Genomic DNA, 19,168 nt, shown 5'->3' with positions numbered 1-19,168 from the left:
AGAATTCAGACCGAAATACCCGAATTGGAATATTCGTGATGTGAAGGGCCCTTGCCTGACTGGCCTTTTTCTCATGCGAATGTGTGAAGAATGGCGCATGTCACTGCCCTGTTTTTTTTATCAGAGGCATGCATTGCTGCCATTAGTTTGTTGCTTTGTTTTTCCCTGGTTTTCTTTTTTGTTCATGAAATGCAGTACCACTCTTAGGAGAGTTTTGCCATGACTACTCAATTACCGATTTGTCACATCAACACATTGATTCCTCAATGCCTGCCTGTGACTATTCCGGCCGCATGTCATCATCTGACACAACCACCACAATGCCTGCCAAACACCTCGCCTGTCATCTGCCATGTGACGCAACCGCCACAGTGCTTCCCGCAGACTCTTGCTGGCCCAATTTGCCAGCATGTCACCAGCCCTGCGATATGCCACTTCACCCATAATCAACCTCAATGCGGCATACAATGTCAGGCTAATACACGCTTGCCTATCACTACGACCTTCGATCCGACCATATTCCAAACCCACACACCGGTACTACAAAATCAAACACCGGTACTCCATGGTGGCGTAGGTGGCGGCCTGGCCGCACCAGCGCAGGCACAAAACTTTGCAGGAGCAGCAGCACCTGCCCAGCAATTTGCAGCACAAGCCAATGTCGGCCCAACTGGCGTACAGCATTGCACAGCTGCCCCGCAATTTTGCGGCAACACAGCGTGGCAGCCTTGCCCGCCCATCGGCCCAACCGGTGTACAACATTGCACCGCTGCACCTCAGGTTTGCGGCAATACGGCATGGCAGGCTTGCCCGCCACAACAGGCGCAACATGCACAACAGGCGCATTTCCCTTTCCACCCCACCACAAACCCTACTGCCAATACCCATTGCTTCATTTGCCCACCATTTACCGTTGAGGCACAGCAGGCTGCACCTCAGCAAGCACAGGCAATGAATCCAACGAATGCGACGCATTGCTTCGTTTGCCCTCCACACACACTGGAAGCGCAACAGCAGGTTGGACCAACCGGCGTACAGCATTGCACAGCCGCACCACAATTTTGCGGCCATACCGCGTGGCATGGTTGCCAGCCACCACTGTCGGCACCACCACATTGCCCAACCGTTGCTGCCGCTGTTTGCCACACTGCTGCCACGGTTTGCACACAAACGGTAGCGCCTACGCATCTGCTCGGTTGCACTTGCCTGCCCATGACCGTGGGTCCGGTACATCCAACCAACCATATGCAAGTTTGTGGCAACACTTGCCTGCCAATGACGGTAGGGCCTGTTATTCCTACGAATAACATGCCAATTTGCGGCAACATCACTGCCCCTGGTTTTTGCTAAACAGGAAACAACAAGGTGCAAGGGAACTAAAGCAGTACAGAGCAGTTTGATCAGCCCTGGTAAAAACGGTCGGGATACTATCCCGACCGCGGGTTGACTCATTCTTAGTAAACCCCGGGTGCAATTTGCACCCGGGGTTTCGGCATACTGGCAAGCGTAAGGCTGCCGTAATACCAGGAGTAATCAGGAATGTTTTTGACCGCATCCAATATGGCCCACTATCTGCTGGCGCGAGGCACGGTTCCACCATGCGTGGTTGTCGATGGCGATTTCATGGTGGTAGAGGCAGGCCGCCGCAACCGCAATTACAAGATCATACGGCGCGATGGTTCAGGCTTGTTCGTCAAGCAGATCAAGGAAGTCGAACCCATGGCAATCTCGACCATGCAGCGCGAAGCCGCCTGCTACCGCATGGCGCAAAAAAATGGTTACGAAGCATTGGCAAGGCTGATGCCCGGCTTTGTCGATCATGATGCTGGCCGTCATTGCCTGACCATCAGCTTGTTACCCGGCGGTGAAAATCTGACGGAATTTCATGCCCGCAAAAAAACATTCCCAGCCGAGATAGGCAAGTTGCTCGGTGCTGCACTGGGGAGTTATCACCAGACCTTGCGCGGCAAGTCGTTGCGGACAGAAGACCTCAGCAATTTCCCACGCATGGCGCCCTGGATTTTAAGTTTTCATCTGAACAGTGTGCAGGCTGGCTCCACCCTTAGTGGTGGCGTGCAGCAATTGGGCGCACTGATCAGGCAATACCCTGACCTGCAGCAAAACCTGGCACGGCTGGCACAAGGCTGGCGCTATGACAGCATTATTCACGGTGACATGAAGTGGGATAACTGCGTAGTCTATCCTGGCCCCAATGGCGAGATGACTTTCCGCATCATCGACTGGGAACTGGTTGATTATGGCGATGCCAGTTGGGATATAGGGGCAGTGCTGCAAGCCTATCTGACTTCGTGGATATATTCCATGCCGCTGTATCAGGAATTTGACCCTGCCAGCTTTGTCGATAAGGCTGTCTTTCCGCTGGAGGGTATGTACCCGTCCATCCACGCTTTCTGGCGCAGCTATGTACAGACGGCAGGCATCGACAAATCGCAGGCCTACCCTTACCTGCTGCGCTGTATAGAATACGGTGCTGCACGCATGGTGCAGACTGCGTTTGAATCCCTGTATTACTCGCCCGTCATGACCAATCATGCAGCGACCTTATTACAGGTAAGCCAGAATATTTTGCGCGATTCACGGCAGGCAGCATCTGCCCTGTACGGGTTTAGCGGGGAGTTGTCATCATGAGTGACGCATCTACAAACAATGCATCCATGCGCGAAGAATTAAATGGCATCTATGCTGCCTTGCAAATCCACAATCAGCAGAGCTATGCACTGGGCAGCAATACCCCCATCCCGGTTACATCCACAGGTGCACAAACCAGCCCTGCCCAGGCATTGATCACCGCCATCAATAACAGCCTGTATGGCATGTACTATGTGCGTGACGCTGCGGGCGAAGCTGCGCTGCCATCACAAAACCTGGTAGCAAATTTGAGCCAGGCCAACCAGACCTCAGACCGCTGGGACCCCGGCTGGAAAATTTATCAGCAAAGTCCCGATGGCCGCGTCATGATACAAAAAGGTGAACGCAGCCGCACCGCAATGGCGGGCGAATATGCGGCCAACAAATGGCCGGGCATGCCAGCGCAGGCCGGTGAGCTGGTGAACTTGCGTGTGTATCCCGGCACTGCCGATATGCAGCAGGGGTTTTACTATGCGTTTGGCAGCAACCTGTCTGACCAGTTTGACGATTATGAACTGATACGTTTTTACTTCAATGTACCAGCGCATGCCGCAGCAGAATTACTCTACGGTCTTACTGCGCAGTTGAACCGTTATGCCCTGCCCTTCCGTTATAAAACCCTGGTTGATGCCAGCGCCTATCGCCGCGCTGATGCCGCTGTGCTATATATCGCCAAGCGCCACTACGCCATGGTCGCAGCGCTGATGCAGGATTTGCATGCCAGCCTGGGCAGCAAGCTGCGTGTAGCCACACCAATGTTCTGTAAAACCCTGATGAGCGGCATAGGTGTGGCAGAAGAACCCGGTACCGGTGAGAGCTTTGGCATGCACAGGTGCAGGCTGGTGGCAGAAGGCATGGTCGATGCCTGGCTGGCAGGCTCACAAAGCGTGAACGCACGTGCAGATGCCGTGCAAAAACGCTTTGCAGCAAGTGGCATAGACATGCGCACCCCTTACCTGAACCGCAATTCAGTCAACCTGTTTGAAACACCCGTATTTAACGGAGGCTTGCTGTTATGAATGCACCTATCAATGTACCTATGACTACGCCTGTAACTGCGCCTATGAATGCACCTATGACTGCACCCATCAATGCAGTCATCAATCCTTACAAAGAAGTTTATCTCGACGTTGCCGATCGCATAGGTCGCAATTTATGCCGCGATGCGGTCTGGGATGGGGCGCGCTGCAACTGGCTGGGCTGGTCCATGGAAGCCGTGAATCAAAACTGGGTACCAGCTTACCGCTCTTTTGCCGGTGACCTGTATGGTGGTACCAGTGGTATTGCCCTATTCCTCGCTGAACTGCATCAGTTCAGCGGCGACAAACAACAAAAACGCATACTCGAAGGCGCATTGAACCAGGCATTGTCGCTGTCTGACAAGATGCAAGGGCCAGCCCGTAGCGGTTTTTACGCAGGCAGCAGCGGCTTTGCCTATGTGCTGGTACGTATCGGTACATTATTGAAAAATGAAACCCTGATCGCCCGTGGTCTGCGTGAAATGGCCAGCCTCAAAGAGCAGGTGCCGGATGCGATGTTCATCGATGTCATCGGTGGCAGTGCCGGTGCCATACCGGCGATGTTGAAACTCGGCCTCGAACACCAGCGCCCCGACTTCATCACCATGGCGCAAAGCCATGGTGATTATTTGCTTGAGCACGCCAGCAAAAGCGACGCTGGCTGGTCATGGGAAACCATGCATGTGCCCGGACAAAAACACCTGACCGGGCATTCGCATGGCGTGGCAGGCATCGTCACCGCCTTGCTGGAACTGTATCGAGCCACAGGAGAAAAACGCTATATGGACGGTGCCAACGAAGGCCTGCGTTATGAACGCAGCCTGTTCAGCGCCCAGCATAATAACTGGCCAGACTTGCGCATCATGGATGCCAGCCAGACAGATGCACCGCCGGTGTATAACATGGCCTGGTGCCATGGCGCGCCAGGCATAGGTTTATCGCGCCTGCGCAATGTCGCCCTGATGCCGGATGATGCCATGCTCATGCAGGAATTGAACGCGGCCATACAAACCACCGCGAGTTCACTGATGCCCGCCTGGGTGCATGGCATAGGTAATTTTTCGTTATGCCATGGTGCCTGCGGCAATGCTGAATTGATGATCATGGCCGGGCAATATCTGAAACGCCCTGACCTGACCCAGATCGCAGAAAAAATCGGTCAGGAAGGCTGGCAGCATTACGGCCAGTCCGACATGCCCTGGCCCTGCGGCGTGGCGGGTACGGGTGAGACACCTAACCTGATGCTGGGGACGGCGGGGATAGGGCACTTTTATTTGCGTCTGTATAAGCCTGAAGCTGTGCCTTCGGTGTTGATTGTGACACCGCCGGATAAGGCGGGGAGTTGATTGAAATTTTGTAGGTTGGGCTACGCTTCATCAGCCCAACACTTGGCCTCAACATACGTATACCTTATTTAAACGCCGAGTGTTGGGCTGGTAAACCGCAGCCCAACCTACAAGTTCAACCCAACCTACAAACTATTAAAACAAGCGATTGTAGTAAGCCACTTGCGCTTTCAAACGCGCGATTTCAGCCTGATCACCACGTGTCACTGCATCTTGTATCGCCACACCATACAAGGCTTGCGGCGGCAAGCCCTTGGCTTTCATGGCTGTTTCCAGCGACGGCAAGAGGCGTTCTATTTCTGATGCGGCTGCCAGATAGTCCAGTGCCTGATCGCGGACGGTGGACATTTTTTTGACATCGCCACTGGCGATGGCTTCATGCATGGGGACGGCATACAAGGCGGCCAAGGGTGCTGCGTGTGTTGGGGAAACCATATCTACTCCTTCGAGAAATCCTGGCATCAATATAAAGCCAGGCGGATTAAGGAAAATATTTATCAATACAAAATTTCCCCCGGCAAACCCCAAAAAATTTGGAGGCCGGGCTTTGATCGTCACACTGTGCTGGTCAGCACATGCAGGCGATCGAGTACGCTCTTGAGTTCTGTCATGACGGCTTGCCGTCTGGCTTCTTCAATGGCATATTTTTGTGCGGCGGCAGCGACATCGGCATGGCAGTGCGGGCACTCGGTTTCATCCTGCCAGATGTATTCATGACAGCTGCGGCACAATCCCAGTTCAGGCAAGGGATTGCTGCTGGTGCGTTCTGCCACGCGTGGTGCTGGCGCAGGTTCCTCGGGTAGAATTTGCCTGCCGGGAATTGCTTCTTCATACAGTTCAAACCGGCCTATGGCAAAAGGCTTGTCAGGCGCTGGTGCCACCTTGCGAATTTTTTCATGTATGCCACGTTTTTCCAGCTTCAGTGCACGGTAGTGGCAATAGGGATTATTGCCGGGCTTGCCGAACAGGGAATCTGAAGTCCAGGTGCAGCCACCACGGCAAACATCGGCGTAGTAGCAAGTGCGGCAATGGCCCCACAGTGAATCGATATTGCGCATGCGGCCAAAGTGCAGGGCCTCAGACGTGTTCCACAACTCTGCCACGGCAGTGTCACGGACATTGCCACCACCATAGGTTTCTGTTGCCAGAGATGGGCACCCCTTTATCGTGCCGTCCGCCTCAAGACCGATGACATTCTGGCCAGCAGCGCAACCTGTCCAGTGCAGGGTTTCATCACCGAGGCCACGCCAGTGATGCTCGAAGGGGCCGAAGTAACCGAGGTTGTTGCCAAAGGTCAGCAACAGGCCACGTTGCTGGCCTTCATGATAAAGCCGGTTCAACAGTGGCATGAGTTCCAGCACGCGGTGTGGCTGCAGCAACAGGTGGTCATTTTCTACCGCATTGCCCATGGCAACAGTGATCTGCAATTGCCAGTGAGTGGCACCTGCTTCGATGATGCGGTTGAACAGCGGTTCCAGTTGGTCTATGGTTTCTGCACCGATCTGGGTATTACAGCTGACACCCAGGCCCAGGGATTTGGCAGTTTCCATGGCACGCAGAGCATCATTCCAGGAACCTACGACACCGCGCACCCTGTCGTGATAATCCTTCATGCCATCAATGGACACGCCTATGCCAAACAAACCTGCCTGCTTGCCAGCTTCCAGCCTGGCGGTATTGAGATTGCGGGCGCCGGTTTGCATGCCTACGCGTATGCCGTGGCCAGCGATACGTTCCACCATTTGCAGCCAGTCCTTACGCAAGAAGGCTTCGCCACCTATGAGGGTGATTTCACGCGTGCCCAGAGCGGCCAGTTGATCGATCACGGAGAAGGCTTCTTCGGTGGAGAGTTCACCTACCCTGCGCTTGCCTGCGCGAGAACCGCAGTGGCTGCATTTGAGATTGCAGGCAAGGGTAATTTCCCACACCACATGCACAGGCGTATGGCCGTTGAGGTCGGACAGCGTACGCGCCCTGGCGGGTTGGGATGCTTGAGAAGATTGAGATACCTGAGTTTGTTCCATACTTGGCTCCGGTGGCAAATGCCAGCAAGCTGGCATCCGGGATCATGCGGCTGTACTTATTTGCTGGCGTTGAGTTGTGCCAGCAGGCTTTGAGCGAGTTCTTTCAGGCGATCAACTTCGGCCTGATCACCGCGCGCCTGCGCATCCTGTATCGCGACGCCATAAGGTGTGACAGGGTGAAAAGCGGCGGCAGAGTTGCTGACACCACCGAGCAGATTGCCATAGGAGGCAAGTTCAGATTTGATGCGGGCGATTTCAACCTGATCGCCACGGGCGACGGCGTCTTGTATGGTAACGGCATACAGGGGACGGATAATACCGCCCTTGCTTTTGATCGCGCTTTCCAGTTCAGGCAACAGACGGGCCACATCGGCGGCAGCCGCCAGGTGACTGAAAGCGGCATCACGCGCTGCGCTCATTTTTGCTGCGTCGCCACTGGCAATTGCATCGCTCATTGCGACTGCATACAGGGGGATGAAACCGCCATAAGATTCTTTACTGGTAGTCATAAAATTACTCCTTTAAGTGAGTACGGGTTATGAAACTGGGGTGGGTATCTATGAAATTCTGGAAACCTGCCTGCTATCAATATGGCAAGCTTACTTAGTATATTTTCAATTATCTAAAAGTCAATGTCATTATTCTTTTTTTAATTAAATTAAACAGATAAAGAAATCATCAAAGCCGATGCTTTACACTTAGCAACCCTGCCAAACACCAAACCAGAACATGAATGCGAATAAAGTCAGCGGTACCGAAGGCTATGCAGAGATGGCGGATTACCTGGTGCAGCAATGGCAGGAAATTTCCTTCAAAGAACATCACGCTGCCGTCTTGCACCTGCTGCCGGTAACACCTGGCCGTGTACTTGATATTGGTTCTGGCATAGGCAGTGATGCAGCGGCCTTTGCAGCAATGGGGCATCGTGTTGTCGCCGTAGAACCGGTCAGTGAATTACGCCTGCCGGGCATTGCGCTGCATGACTCAACTCTGATCACCTGGCTGGATGACAGCCTGCCCGATCTGGCTGTACTCAACTCCAGAAAAGAAACTTTTGACCTCATCATGCTGAGTGCCGTGTGGATGCACCTGGACAAAGCTCAACGCCAGCGCGCCATGCCAAGGCTGGCAAGCTTGATGAATGCATCAGGAACGATGATCTTGTCGCTGCGCCACGGCCCTGTGCCTGCCGGGCGACGGATGTTTGATGTCAGCGCGGCAGAGACCATAGAACTGGCCGCGCTGCAAAACCTGGAACCCATTTTGCATGCAGAGGCAGCGTCAATACAAAAACTGAACCAGCAAAGCGGGGTGACATGGACACGGCTGGCTTTCAGACGTGCCACATCGTCAAGCGATAAACATAGAAAGGTGTAAGCACACATATCATATTGACCACAATTGCCTTTTGTGAAACACTGACCTGCATTGAACTCATTTAGGCTCATTTTTAGGCTCATTTTTAGGCTCATTTTTAGGCTCATTTTTAGGCTCATTTTCAGGCTCATTACATGGCAAACCCGCTACCCATCCTTGTGCCGCAACTCATGATGCAGCAGCGATGCGCATCCAGCATTGTCTTGCGCGGCCTGAATAATCCACGCGGCATCAAACTCAAACAAGATGGCAGCCTGTTGCTGGTGGAAGCAGGCAGTGGTGATGCTGCACAGCCTTTCTCAGGACGGCTACTGCAATTCAAACAAAATGCTGATGGCGGGTATGCAAGGTGCGAGGTACTTGCTGATGGCTTTCGCTCCATGAATATGCAGGCACGCATGTGCCGGGATGAAATATTCGGACTTGCCGATATCGCGTACGGTGATGGCCGCTGGTTGTTGAGCCAGACAGATTATGTTGCTGGTTCACGTATTCTTGATTTGACTAGCTTGCCGCCTCAGCCACTGATACATAGCAGTGGCAATTTAAATGCGCTTTGTTATCACCCACAAAGACAAAGCTGGCTGACGGTCAAGCCAGATACCAACCAGGCGATAGAATTCATTGATGGCCAGCCGGAAACAGTGGTCGGTGTGCTGGCAGATTTATCGAGTGGTCAACACGCCGTACCAGTGACGATTATCCTTGATCAACATTCAAAAGCGGGGAGTGGCGATCAGCCAGTATTGATTTCCCTGTTCTCTGGCGAGTTGCAAGGCGATGCCGACAAGATGGGCATCAACTTTGAAAAAGGCGTAAGCCAGATCGTCAGGCTCGATCTTGCTACGGGTGAAGTCAGCACAGTCATAGCAGGCCTGACGCTGGCCACCGGCATGGCATACACTGAACAAGGGCAATTGCTGGTGCTGGAATTATGCGAAGATTTTTTAGAACCCATGCCTGCAAATGAAATACCACAAACCGCCTGGCATGGTGGCTTCAAGCGCTATTCCGGTCGCCTGCTTCGCTTTGATCTGGACAAGCGCACGGTAACTTGCCTTGCCAGACATCTGGATACACCATCGAATTTATGCGTGGCAGGCAATACGGTCTTCATCAGCGAAGGCATGGGCCTGCCTGGTCGCCCCATCGCCAATGCGGATGGAGAAACCGAGGCGCTGGAAGGCTATGTGCGAAAACTGATATTGCTCGAAAACTAGATCGCCTGTAAACGCGCAGTCAGTTCAGCCAGTTTGGCAGGGAAAGGCGCCTGTGCCACCCACTCTGCCGGATCACCTTCTTTTTGCCAGGCGAAACCAACCACGGCCATGACATCGCCCGCTTTGCTGAGCAGGGGAATCGCGATTGCCGCCTGCGCGCCAACTGCCTTGGCACCGGGTCGTATATTGCCGCTTTTATCGTCTTGCAGATTGCAGGTTTGCACAGGTGTCTTGCTTAGTTGTGCCGCACCTGCCATGCCCTTGCCATGACTGACATGGGCAACGATGGCGAGCACAGGTTCAGGTATGCGCAAGGCGGCACTCAGGTATAAATCTTCACCGCGCTGTACATGGATAGTGCCTGCGGCAGCATCGAGATTGGCGATGCTGTCTTCCAGCCATTGCTGATGCTCTGTGTTTTTTTCAAACATATTCATTCTCCTCAGTTTATGAGTATTGCTATCAGTGTGAGTCTTGCAGCAGCTCTTGCCAGCTCTGGTCTTTTGCTGCGGTGATCAGATTCTGTTGTTGGCACAGTGTGCGAATCTTGCTGTCATGGGCAGGCAGACTTTTGGCGATCGCCAGCTTTTCTGCCATGCTGCCTTGTTCAAGTGTGCGCAATAATTCTGGTTCGCCAAGCAATGCCAGTTGTGGTGTCACGCAGCGCCATAATTCGGGACTGATGGCCCGCCCCGCTGCCCAGCGTTCATGGGCGAGATCAATCAGGATAGCAGCGAGGGCAGGATTATTCCTTTGCTCCAGGCCTTGCACTGGCCATAGCGGGCTGTCGAGAAAAAAACATTTGACGACCATCTGGTTCCACGCTGCCTCATCAAACGACAGCATGGGGTAAGGGTTACGGTGCGCCATCGCTTCAAAAATGGGACGCATGCTGGAGCGTATCGCTTCGCGGGCGCGGTGTTCTATCGCCACCGCTGCGGGATACAAGGGAAAGCCGGAATACAAAGCGATCAGCTCATTGATCTCTGCACTGTCAGCGATGCTGTCGAGCTGCCTAGCGAATTGCGCTTCATCTCCGGCATAGCTGGCGAGCAGGAAAGCCACCCTGGCTGCGATATCGACGCTCCAGGCCGAGGGGTCAAAACCAGGGCGCAATGCGTGCGCTGCGGCCAGTTCCTCTACAGTCAAATTCAAATCCTGTTTGCCAAGTTTGCGCGAAGCCATGCCCATGGCGCGATACACATCACGCTCCTGTTTCGCAGTGCTGATTTGCTGGCATTGCAGGCGGAACCATAGCAAGGCTTCTGGCGTGCTGCGTGCGGCTATCCAGATATCGAGTTGTGACAATGCTGCAGCAGTTGGCGTCAGTGCCTGCATTTCTTCTAAAGATGGATGTCTCATGATTGCCGCCTTCAAATGATGGATCAGGTTCCGGGAATGACACGCTGCAAAACCCTGGTCAGGACAAAGGCGCAAAGGCAAAACGCGACGGCCGCAACACCACCACCGGCGATGGCAATCACCAGTGCATCCAGCAAGGATGTTGCAGCAATCAATTGCGCCACGGCCTTTGGTACCGAACCTGCAATATGGCGGGTAATCAACAGACGCACAGCGATGACGTCTGCAACGATCAGAGCCAGCAGCATCAGCAAGGCCAGCCCGCCATCGGCCCAACTGGTGACAGAACGGCTGCCATACAAAAGCACGGGCAAGGCCAGTATCAGTAAGGGCCACAGGCTGCCAAGACGGTTCAAGCTCTCTTGTTTTGCAGCATAGGTCAGACCCACCACATGCGCCCAGATAGCCAGTGCTGCCAGCACTACCGTGGTATTGAGCAATACAGTGCTGGTCGGAGGCTGCTCGTTTGTAGTATTAAGCTCTACCATCATGACACTGGCAGCGGCAACAAAATACACCAGGGCGCGACACAGGCCCATGATCAGCGGGCTCAGTGGATTACCCTTGTGCCAGACGTTGTACAGCAGGATGGTCGCGGCCAGTGCACAGCCACAGACGATAGCCCAGTTGCCGTAATAGCTAAGTATGGCAATGCCCGCTACTTGCAGGACAAAGCCTATGGCAAACACAGCCCTCGCGCTGATCTGGCCAGAAGGAATCGGTCGCCCCGGTCTTTCGCGGGCATCAATTTCACGGTCAAAGGCATCATTCAAGTACATGCCCGCACAATAAAAAGCCGATATCGCCAGCATGACCAGCAGCATATGCATGAGGGATAAAGGACGACCAGTAATGCTGCCAGCAACGATGGCACCCGCCAGCACATTGGTCCATACCGTAGGCAGGTTGGATACCCGGCCCAGCCGCAGATAAATACTCATGCGGCTGTTATTCATGACTAAAGTATTCATGTCAGCAGTTCTTTCATGATAAAACTGAGCTCGCGCGCAATAGCGTGGGCCTTGGATTCAGTCTTCAAATGCGCAGGCAAGACATCCCAGGTATAAGTCTCGACTTCCAGATGCCCCGAAAAACCTTGCTTGCGCAAAGCCCGCAAAGTCGCCAGCAAATCTGCACGGGTTGATCCCAGTGTTGAAGCTTGCTGTTGCTCACTATCCCAGAAGATAGGCACATGGCAATGTACACGCCATTCACCGTCTGCATGGCCAGCCTGGTATGAGGCGAGCGCAGCAGGCAGGTCGGTATAACGCTGCAACTCATCTTGATTCTGGATCACGACCTGATGCAGATAAACACCGTCATCAAAACGCCGCAATTCACTCAACAAATTTGCATGCATGACAGGAATGCGCAAGGCGCAAGATAACTGTATCTTGGGTATGCGTATGCCGAGCGCGGTCAGGGTCTGCATGGCATGGACGGGGTCTTCAAATTCGACAGCAGCATGGCAGACGTCATAGCACACACCCAGATGACGGCGCATCAGGCGCTCAGCCTGCGCTTCTGTGCAGGCGAGCAATGCAGCCAGCTTGCTAATGCTGTCTTTTGCCCATAGCTGGCCACAGAAAAAAGCCGTGGTCTCGCTCATGGTTTCCAGAAAACAGCAGGGCTCTGGTTCCAGTGCCAAGGCTATGCATTTTTCTGTCTTTTGTTCGATCTGGGCCAGCATGGCAACTGCCTGTATGAGCTGCTCAACAATCTGCTGTTGTGCATCAGCAGTTTGTGTTTCAGATTTGTAGGCACCAGGAACGGTGGAAATACTGCCTTCCATATCGTCAGGCAGGAGCTTGCTTAAAATCGTGGCGCATTGCCTGGTGTAGCGCAAACGTTCAGCATCGCGCCAGTCTGGAAGATAGACTTGCTCCTTGACCCTGACGGTGTGAAAAGGCCCGTAAGGAAAAGCATTGATGGTGAATACATAGGCACCCAGGTTCTGCAATTGCGCCTTGAATTGCTGCAAGACTGCAGGCTGGGCCAGACTGTCGGCAGCAATCGCCGACAACCTCAGACCTATGCCGAAGGGCTGGCCTTCAAGCAGCTCCAGTTTTTTCCTGAGTATGGGGATAGTTTCATTGAGACTGGCGCTGATTTCTTCCCAGCTTTCACCCGCATGGATATTCGTGCAGTAAGTCAGGTGCACGTTTTGCGGTGGCAGGGATATCAGCATATCAGCCTCAGCCTGCGATGGTGATGGATGCTGCGGTTGATATTGCGGGTGATATTGTTAGCTGTGCGCTTGCCTGCAGGCTTTGCAACCAGCCTATTGCTGCACGCACCAGTCCGGCATCCATCTCATGTACTTCTACTCCACTGCCTATCGCCGCCAGCAAGGTGATGGTTAATTCTCCGCCCAGGTGTTCACGGAATTCTCGCAAACCCTGCAGCACCAGTAATTCGTCTTGCGTATTCTGTGCGAGTAATTGTGGATGCCACAAGTCAAAACCCAGTTGTGTCAACAAGCGGTGGATGCGCGCATCTTCTCCTGCTGGCAATAAACCGGCGAGGCAGGAATAACGGGCATCAAGCGCCAGGCCTATCGCCACCGCCTCGCCATGAGACAGCGCATGTGCAGTCAGGCGTTCTAGTTTGTGGGCGACCCAGTGGCCATAATCAAGAGGTCGGGCGGAACCGCTTTCAAACGGATCACCACCATGCGCGATCTGGTGCATGTGCAGGCTGGCTGAACGGGCGATGACGCTGTTCAGGATTGCGCTGTCAAATGCGGCCAGCGCGGGCAACTGTTTTTCCATCATGAGGAAGAAAGCATGGTCACGTATCAGGGCCACCTTGACAGCCTCTGCCAGCCCTGCCCGTTTTTCACGCACAGGCAGGATATCGATGAAAGCCGCATCATTGATGACGGCCCAGGGCGGTGCGAACGTGCCGATGAGATTTTTCTGGCCTTGCCAGTTGACGGCGTTCTTGACACCAACCCCGCTGTCATCTTGCGCCAGCACCGTAGTCGGGAAGCGTATATGACGCACCCCGCGGTGGAAAATCGCAGACGCATAACCGACTGCATCGAGCACTGCACCGCCACCTATGGCGATAGCATAGGAATGCCGGTCTATCGCCCGCTCTGACAATGCCTGCAACAGTGTTTCTACGAGGGTGGGATCATTCTTGCAGGCTTCGCCACCGGGCATCATGAAGATGTCAGCGATCAATTCCATCGCTTCATGATGGAAGTTGATATAAGTCAGTATCTGTTCGGCGAGACCAGGCATGGCCCTGGCCACACCTTCATCGAGAAAAATGGCGAGGCGGTGGCGGCGTTGCGGTTCGCGCAAAGTCACAACCGCACGAAAATCAGGATTGGCAATATCAAAGGCATCGCGGGTGGATACCACAGGGAAAGAATAATCGACACGCACATGTTGCTGTTGCCAGGCACCGCGCAAGGCAGATGGTGCCGTCACATCAAGATCGGGCAGCCTGTTGAGTTCAGCCAATTTCACGAGAAGTCCTTTTCATGGATATCCACATCCAGTTCACCATCATGCTGTAATTGATTATAAAACTGATATGCATTTGTTTGCAAATTTATCAATCCCTCCAGACAACATCGACAACATTGGCAACATCAGCAACACTGCCTGGAGGAAACACAAGGGTTCATTCAATCAGGGAAAGGCAGCTGGAAGCTTGGCCCTGCCGTTGTGCCATCACTCAAACCTGAAGGCGTCTCCATCAATTGCTGCGCAGCCAGGCCAAGCGAGAACATCAGGCCAACTGCCTGGCCCAGTTTTTCTGGCTCACCATTGAAGGCAATATGCAAGCCATTCAGCAGCGCCTGATAAGTATTGGCGAATTGCTCCTGCAAGATGCGTGCGCGTGAACCCTTGGGATAGAGTGCCAGATTGGGGTCATCCATCATGGGCCAGACACCATCAGGGTCAAACGGGATTTTTTCGCCACTATAGGCAAAGCCATGTTCGCTTTTCACAAGGCGATGTCCATTGACGATCTCGGCGTATTTGTAATAGTGCGACAATTCACCATCGCCATCACCGGGATGACGTGAACTTGCGCCCTCGCCTTGACGCTTGATTTCATCTATCGCGCGGCATGCATCCGCCAGTGAAGTGATCGCGAACAGTTTGCCTGTGCCATGCCATTCTGTGACCTGTTTCTCTGCATTGCCAAAACTGATCTGTCCGGCATTACTCAAGTCCGTCAGTGTCTGTTTGATTTCATCATAGAACCAGCCTATGGTGTATTTCGAGGTATCAACAGGCTCGCCTCTCCTGGCACGGTAATGCACGGGCTCTACGGTTTTTTCTGGCTGCTCTATGGACATGAAGGCGCGCAACTGATCAATCGAGCATTTGCGCAGGCGCACATTGAGGTCCGCCCTTAAACCACCGGGCAGGGAGCCAGGATACACCGGCACGAATTTGGGGCGATTGAACGTGGGTTTGCCACCGATGGATATCATCAGATTGGCGACCAGTGCCATGTGCAACATTTCTTCCATGACGACACTGCGTATCAACTGCGCCACTTCTATATTGGCATTTGGCTTGATACTGTAGAGCGCAGTCAGGTATGGCGGTATGGTCGCATGCTCCAGCTCTATCGCCTGTTGCAGGGCACGATGCAGATCGGGAACAGAATCAAGCTCCATGTAGAGCGGACTTTCCAGCCACTTCAACAGCATCTCGCGCTTTTGGGTAGAAAGGTCGCGCGTCACCGGCATGTAATTGGGGTCAGACACCGGCGCCTTGAACACATTCTTGAGTGCATAAATCTTGTTCGTCAGGCTCGCATAATTCGACAGATCAACGATCTTGTGCATGATGGGATAGAGGTCAGCATATTGCTGGAAGATAGGACGTACATCCGACATCCAGTCTGGCTTGTCGGGTATGGCGTAGCCGCTGAAGACCAGCGCATTCAGCGTCAGTGCGCCGTTACCCACACTGCCCAGCGGCGGTGGCGTACTGCCTATCTGGTAGGTGACGCAATACACCTGACCATCAATATAGCCGCGTGGATTACCAGGGTCGGTCGCTTTCAGTGTCAATTCTGCCCGGCCATCGCTGCCGGTTGTAATGCTGGTCTGGAAAGCCAGTGCTTCAGTAGGTGTACCAACTTGTTGCGGGCCCGATACCGGCCCCTGGGTGACCTGGCCTTGCATCGCAGACGGATCATAGCCGAGACTGATCTGGGTATTTGCCAGCGGCTGCCCAAAGCTGCTCGCATAAAAATGCACGCCGGTGTTTTCTGGCGGATTGAATCTGAAAACAAAATTATCTGCCCTCACCCACTGACCATTCGGTGCTTCTGCCAGCAAGGGCTGGTTAGCGTTTTTGACCAGGCCCAGCGGGGTATTACCGGCTGCGGCGAGCTGTGTGCTGCTCAAGGGAATGGAGACTATGCCTGCCGTGCTTTCATACCAGTGCTGCCCCTGGTAATTGACTTCGGCCAGCAATTGCGGCGGGCCATCATTCGGCAGCAAGGCTATAGTCAGGCTGCCAGAATCTGCGCGGGCACCGCCCAGTTCTGCGATAGACAAGCTATTGCCTAAATCCAGTGTCAGCACATTGCCGACAATTTGCCCGATGGCGTCATTGGCTGTTTGTCCTGGCACTGCCCACAGGCGGCGGCCAGGCACAAAATGCCGGGGCTCACAAGCATCATGCAAACCTATGCTGCCAACCACACGGCCAAAAGTAAAATTGGGCGAAGACATGGTGTCGTCAAAACTATCGACATTGAACTTGATACTGAAATTGTCTGGCGTTTTATTCTCAGCCAGCAACTCTTGCAGGAAGCGCGAAGGTCCGGCACCGGTGATGCTGATCTGCTCCAGCACTGACTGGTAATAAGCGCAAAAGAATGAATCTGGCTCGCCAGGTGGGTAATTGACCCAGATGTCCGCAAACGGCGCGACCGCGAAGCGGCTACGGAAACCCATGCCGGATGCCTCGCTGCCAAGATTGACCGAGAAGCCCCAGATCTGCGACACCATCTGTTGTTCACTATCGAGATCAACCAGCTTGCCCTCCACCCTGCTGTCGGTACCATTCACAGCCAGACCGATGACAGGATCAAGACTGGGGTCGCTGCAAGTGCTGCCATCTTTATACACCACGCTGGTTACTACGCACTGGCGGAAACGCCACGAGCCGGTGCCATTAGGATTCCACCAGCCATTGCTGGCGCCTGGGCCCGGCATCTGGTAATTCGAACGGAAACGCGCTGTATTGAAATGTTCAGGGTCATTATTGACCGTGGATACATCCGCTTGAAACTGCCCGGCAAAAACCAGACGGGGAAGACTTAGATAACTCATGGTGACTCCTGGGGTAGATATCAAGTGAATTGACGGGCTTACCTGGGTTTGCTGGGTTTGTCATGTTGATTGTGATGACACTGATGACGGCACCCTATGCTCTGCGGATAACCGTCGTGCCGTCCTGAACGGGCAGCACACAATTACAAATATTGAAACATTAATGCAAAATAATCAATGATTATTTGCAAACAAATGTTGAATTATGATGACATTTTTAAATTAACCAAAAAGAAACATTTTTTACATAAAGCATGTTGCAGTAAACCATGGATAAGATAATAATCAGGCAACAAGAGGGGCCAGCAAGGAGTAAGACAAGGGCAGGCTTTGCAGCGCAAACCTGTTTCATGCCTGCCAAACCTGCCAAACCAGCCGACCCAGCCACATAGCCAATGAACAAAGATTTGCGATGCAAGCCCAGACCCTGTTAATACTGAATATCGTTGGACTGACACCCCGCCTGATAGGAACCTACACACCGAGGCTCAAGGCCTTTGTTGAACAGGGCAGGCTGCTGCCCCTGCAAACCGTGACACCCGCCGTCACCTGTACCGTACAGGCCAGCATGATGACGGGGCTGCCGCCGCAACAACATGGCATAGTCGGGAATGGCTGGTTATTCCGTGATCTGGCAGAAATCTGGTTCTGGCGGCAATCGAACAAGCTCATCACCGGAGAAAAAATCTGGGAAGCAGGCAAGGCGCGCGACCCCAGGTTCACTTGTGCAAACCTGTTCTGGTGGTACAACATGGCATCCAGCCATGACTATGGCATTACACCCCGCCCTATCTACAAGGCAGATGGCCGCAAGCTGCCCGACTGTTATACAACGCCGCCAGAATGGCGCGATGAGCTGACTCAAAAACTCGGTGCCTTCCCGCTGTTCCAGTTCTGGGGGCCAGCCACCACGATCAAGTCCAGCCGCTGGATAGCTGATGCTGCCAAGCTGGCGATCACGGAAAAGAATCCCACCCTGACCATGGTCTATCTGCCCCACCTTGACTATGACTTGCAAAGACATGGGCCCAACCTGACAAGCCCGGCGGTACAGCAATCGCTGCGAGATATAGACGAAGTGGCCGGAGACCTGATCGCCCATGCACAACAGGCCGGGCGCCGCGTCATGATACTGTCTGAATATGGCATCACTGCTGTCGATCGCCCGGTGCACCTGAACCGCATACTGCGTGAAGCCGGGTATCTGGTAGTGCGCCAGGAAGATGGTGCAGAACTGCTGGACCCGATTGCCTCCAGCGCCTATGCGGTGGCTGACCACCAGTTTGCCCATGTGTATATCTCCAGGCCAGAGCTGATTGCGCCGGTGCGCAGGCTGCTCGCCGGGGTCGCTGGTGTAGAAGGTATCTGGGCCGGTAGCGAGCGCGCAGAAATAGGGCTGGATCACCCGCGCTCTGGTGAACTGGTCGTCATGGCAGACCAGCGCTCATGGTTCACCTACTATTACTGGCAAGATGATGCGCTGGCGCCTGACTTTGCGCGCACGGTAGAGATACACCGCAAACCCGGCTATGACCCGGCTGAATTGTTTGTCGATAAAAATATCCACTTCCCCAAACTTGCCGTCGCATGGCGGCTGGGCAAGCGCCTGCTGGGTTTGCGCAGCCTCATGAACGTCATCGGCCTCGATGCCAGCCTGGTCAAGGGTTCGCACGGCAGGCCGGTGGATGATGTGGCCGATGGCCCCTTGCTGATACTGGACCAGGCAAAGTCCGATGGCGTGAACGAAGTTCATGCGGCTGATATCAAGGACATCGCCTTAAAAATCATGTTTGAAAATAATGTTTGAAAATTGTGTTTGAAAATCATATTTAAAGATGCACGCTCAGGAGCA

16 protein-coding genes are annotated in these 19,168 nt (G+C 53.7%); 7 read left to right on the top strand and 9 right to left on the bottom strand.

Translation table 11 applies throughout. From position 1 onward, the window contains the following. The first annotated feature begins 219 nt into the window (after window positions 1-219). The 4 genes from ACO0LI_RS14055 to ACO0LI_RS14040 all read left to right on the top strand — a co-directional run bounded on the left by ACO0LI_RS14055 (window position 220) and on the right by ACO0LI_RS14040 (window position 5,014). The gene (locus tag ACO0LI_RS14055; RefSeq protein ID WP_423033066.1) at window positions 220-1,350 is read left to right on the top strand and encodes a hypothetical protein; all 1,131 of its coding nucleotides are present in this window, start codon (window positions 220-222) and stop codon (window positions 1,348-1,350) included. 189 nt (window positions 1,351-1,539) lie between these two features. Continuing rightward, window positions 1,540-2,649 carry an aminoglycoside phosphotransferase family protein gene (locus ACO0LI_RS14050; RefSeq protein ID WP_423033065.1) on the top strand — a complete coding sequence of 370 codons (1,110 nt, stop codon included), beginning with the start codon at window positions 1,540-1,542 and terminating at the stop codon, window positions 2,647-2,649. Beyond that, the gene (locus ACO0LI_RS14045) at window positions 2,646-3,668 is read left to right on the top strand and encodes a T3SS effector HopA1 family protein (protein ID WP_422950772.1); all 1,023 of its coding nucleotides are present in this window, start codon (window positions 2,646-2,648) and stop codon (window positions 3,666-3,668) included. Before ACO0LI_RS14050 ends, ACO0LI_RS14045 begins: the two co-directional genes overlap by 4 nt. Then, window positions 3,665-5,014 carry a lanthionine synthetase LanC family protein gene (locus ACO0LI_RS14040; protein ID WP_423033064.1) on the top strand — a complete coding sequence of 450 codons (1,350 nt, stop codon included), beginning with the start codon at window positions 3,665-3,667 and terminating at the stop codon, window positions 5,012-5,014. The genes ACO0LI_RS14045 and ACO0LI_RS14040 overlap by 4 nt, the downstream gene beginning before the upstream one ends. A gap of 135 nt (window positions 5,015-5,149) precedes the next feature. Here the strand turns inward: ACO0LI_RS14040 and ACO0LI_RS14035 are convergent, their stop codons facing one another. The 3 genes from ACO0LI_RS14035 to ACO0LI_RS14025 form a co-directional block, all read right to left on the bottom strand. Beyond that, entirely contained in the window at window positions 5,150-5,449 is a 300-nt protein-coding gene (locus ACO0LI_RS14035) for a DUF1843 domain-containing protein (protein ID WP_422950770.1), read from the bottom strand. A gap of 119 nt (window positions 5,450-5,568) precedes the next feature. Beyond that, a complete protein-coding gene (locus tag ACO0LI_RS14030; RefSeq protein WP_422950769.1) occupies window positions 5,569-7,038 on the bottom strand; it encodes a GDL motif peptide-associated radical SAM/SPASM maturase in 1,470 nt (489 codons plus the stop codon). Window positions 7,039-7,094: 56 nt separating this feature from the next. Then, window positions 7,095-7,547 (bottom strand): DUF1843 domain-containing protein, encoded by a 453-nt coding sequence (locus ACO0LI_RS14025; protein WP_232063093.1) that lies wholly within the window; start codon window positions 7,545-7,547, stop codon window positions 7,095-7,097. 220 nt (window positions 7,548-7,767) lie between these two features. Here ACO0LI_RS14025 and ACO0LI_RS14020 point away from each other — a divergent pair, with 220 nt between their 5' ends. Then, entirely contained in the window at window positions 7,768-8,415 is a 648-nt protein-coding gene (locus ACO0LI_RS14020) for a class I SAM-dependent methyltransferase (protein ID WP_423033063.1), read from the top strand. Between the two features lie 134 nt (window positions 8,416-8,549). Continuing rightward, window positions 8,550-9,635, top strand: a complete 1,086-nt coding sequence (locus tag ACO0LI_RS14015; protein ID WP_423033062.1) for a hypothetical protein — start codon at window positions 8,550-8,552, stop codon at window positions 9,633-9,635. Here ACO0LI_RS14015 and ACO0LI_RS14010 read toward each other — a convergent pair. The 6 genes from ACO0LI_RS14010 to ACO0LI_RS13985 all read right to left on the bottom strand — a co-directional run bounded on the left by ACO0LI_RS14010 (window position 9,632) and on the right by ACO0LI_RS13985 (window position 17,316). Further along, on the bottom strand, window positions 9,632-10,066 hold the full coding sequence (locus tag ACO0LI_RS14010) for a GAF domain-containing protein (protein ID WP_422950766.1): 435 nt from the start codon (window positions 10,064-10,066) through the stop codon (window positions 9,632-9,634). The genes ACO0LI_RS14015 and ACO0LI_RS14010 overlap by 4 nt on opposite strands. 31 nt (window positions 10,067-10,097) lie before the next feature. Then, window positions 10,098-10,997 (bottom strand): EboA domain-containing protein, encoded by a 900-nt coding sequence (locus ACO0LI_RS14005; RefSeq protein ID WP_423033061.1) that lies wholly within the window; start codon window positions 10,995-10,997, stop codon window positions 10,098-10,100. 23 nt (window positions 10,998-11,020) lie between these two features. Then, the gene (locus tag ACO0LI_RS14000; RefSeq protein WP_422950764.1) at window positions 11,021-11,968 is read right to left on the bottom strand and encodes a UbiA family prenyltransferase; all 948 of its coding nucleotides are present in this window, start codon (window positions 11,966-11,968) and stop codon (window positions 11,021-11,023) included. Continuing rightward, window positions 11,965-13,185, bottom strand: coding sequence for a metabolite traffic protein EboE (gene eboE, locus ACO0LI_RS13995; RefSeq protein ID WP_423033060.1), 1,221 nt, complete (start codon window positions 13,183-13,185; stop codon window positions 11,965-11,967). Before eboE ends, ACO0LI_RS14000 begins: the two co-directional genes overlap by 4 nt. 7 nt (window positions 13,186-13,192) lie before the next feature. After that, entirely contained in the window at window positions 13,193-14,476 is a 1,284-nt protein-coding gene (locus tag ACO0LI_RS13990; RefSeq protein WP_423033059.1) for a 3-dehydroquinate synthase, read from the bottom strand. Window positions 14,477-14,637: 161 nt separating this feature from the next. Then, entirely contained in the window at window positions 14,638-17,316 is a 2,679-nt protein-coding gene (locus ACO0LI_RS13985) for a ferritin-like domain-containing protein (RefSeq protein WP_423033058.1), read from the bottom strand. A 412-nt stretch (window positions 17,317-17,728) separates the two neighbouring features. Here ACO0LI_RS13985 and ACO0LI_RS13980 point away from each other — a divergent pair, with 412 nt between their 5' ends. Next, window positions 17,729-19,123 carry a nucleotide pyrophosphatase/phosphodiesterase family protein gene (locus ACO0LI_RS13980; RefSeq protein WP_423033057.1) on the top strand — a complete coding sequence of 465 codons (1,395 nt, stop codon included), beginning with the start codon at window positions 17,729-17,731 and terminating at the stop codon, window positions 19,121-19,123. The last annotated feature ends 45 nt before the right edge of the window (window positions 19,124-19,168 follow it).

Source organism: Undibacterium sp. Tian12W (assembly GCF_049339405.1).
Lineage (GTDB): Bacteria > Pseudomonadota > Gammaproteobacteria > Burkholderiales > Burkholderiaceae_D > Undibacterium.
This window is presented reverse-complemented; position numbering and strand designations above follow the sequence as displayed.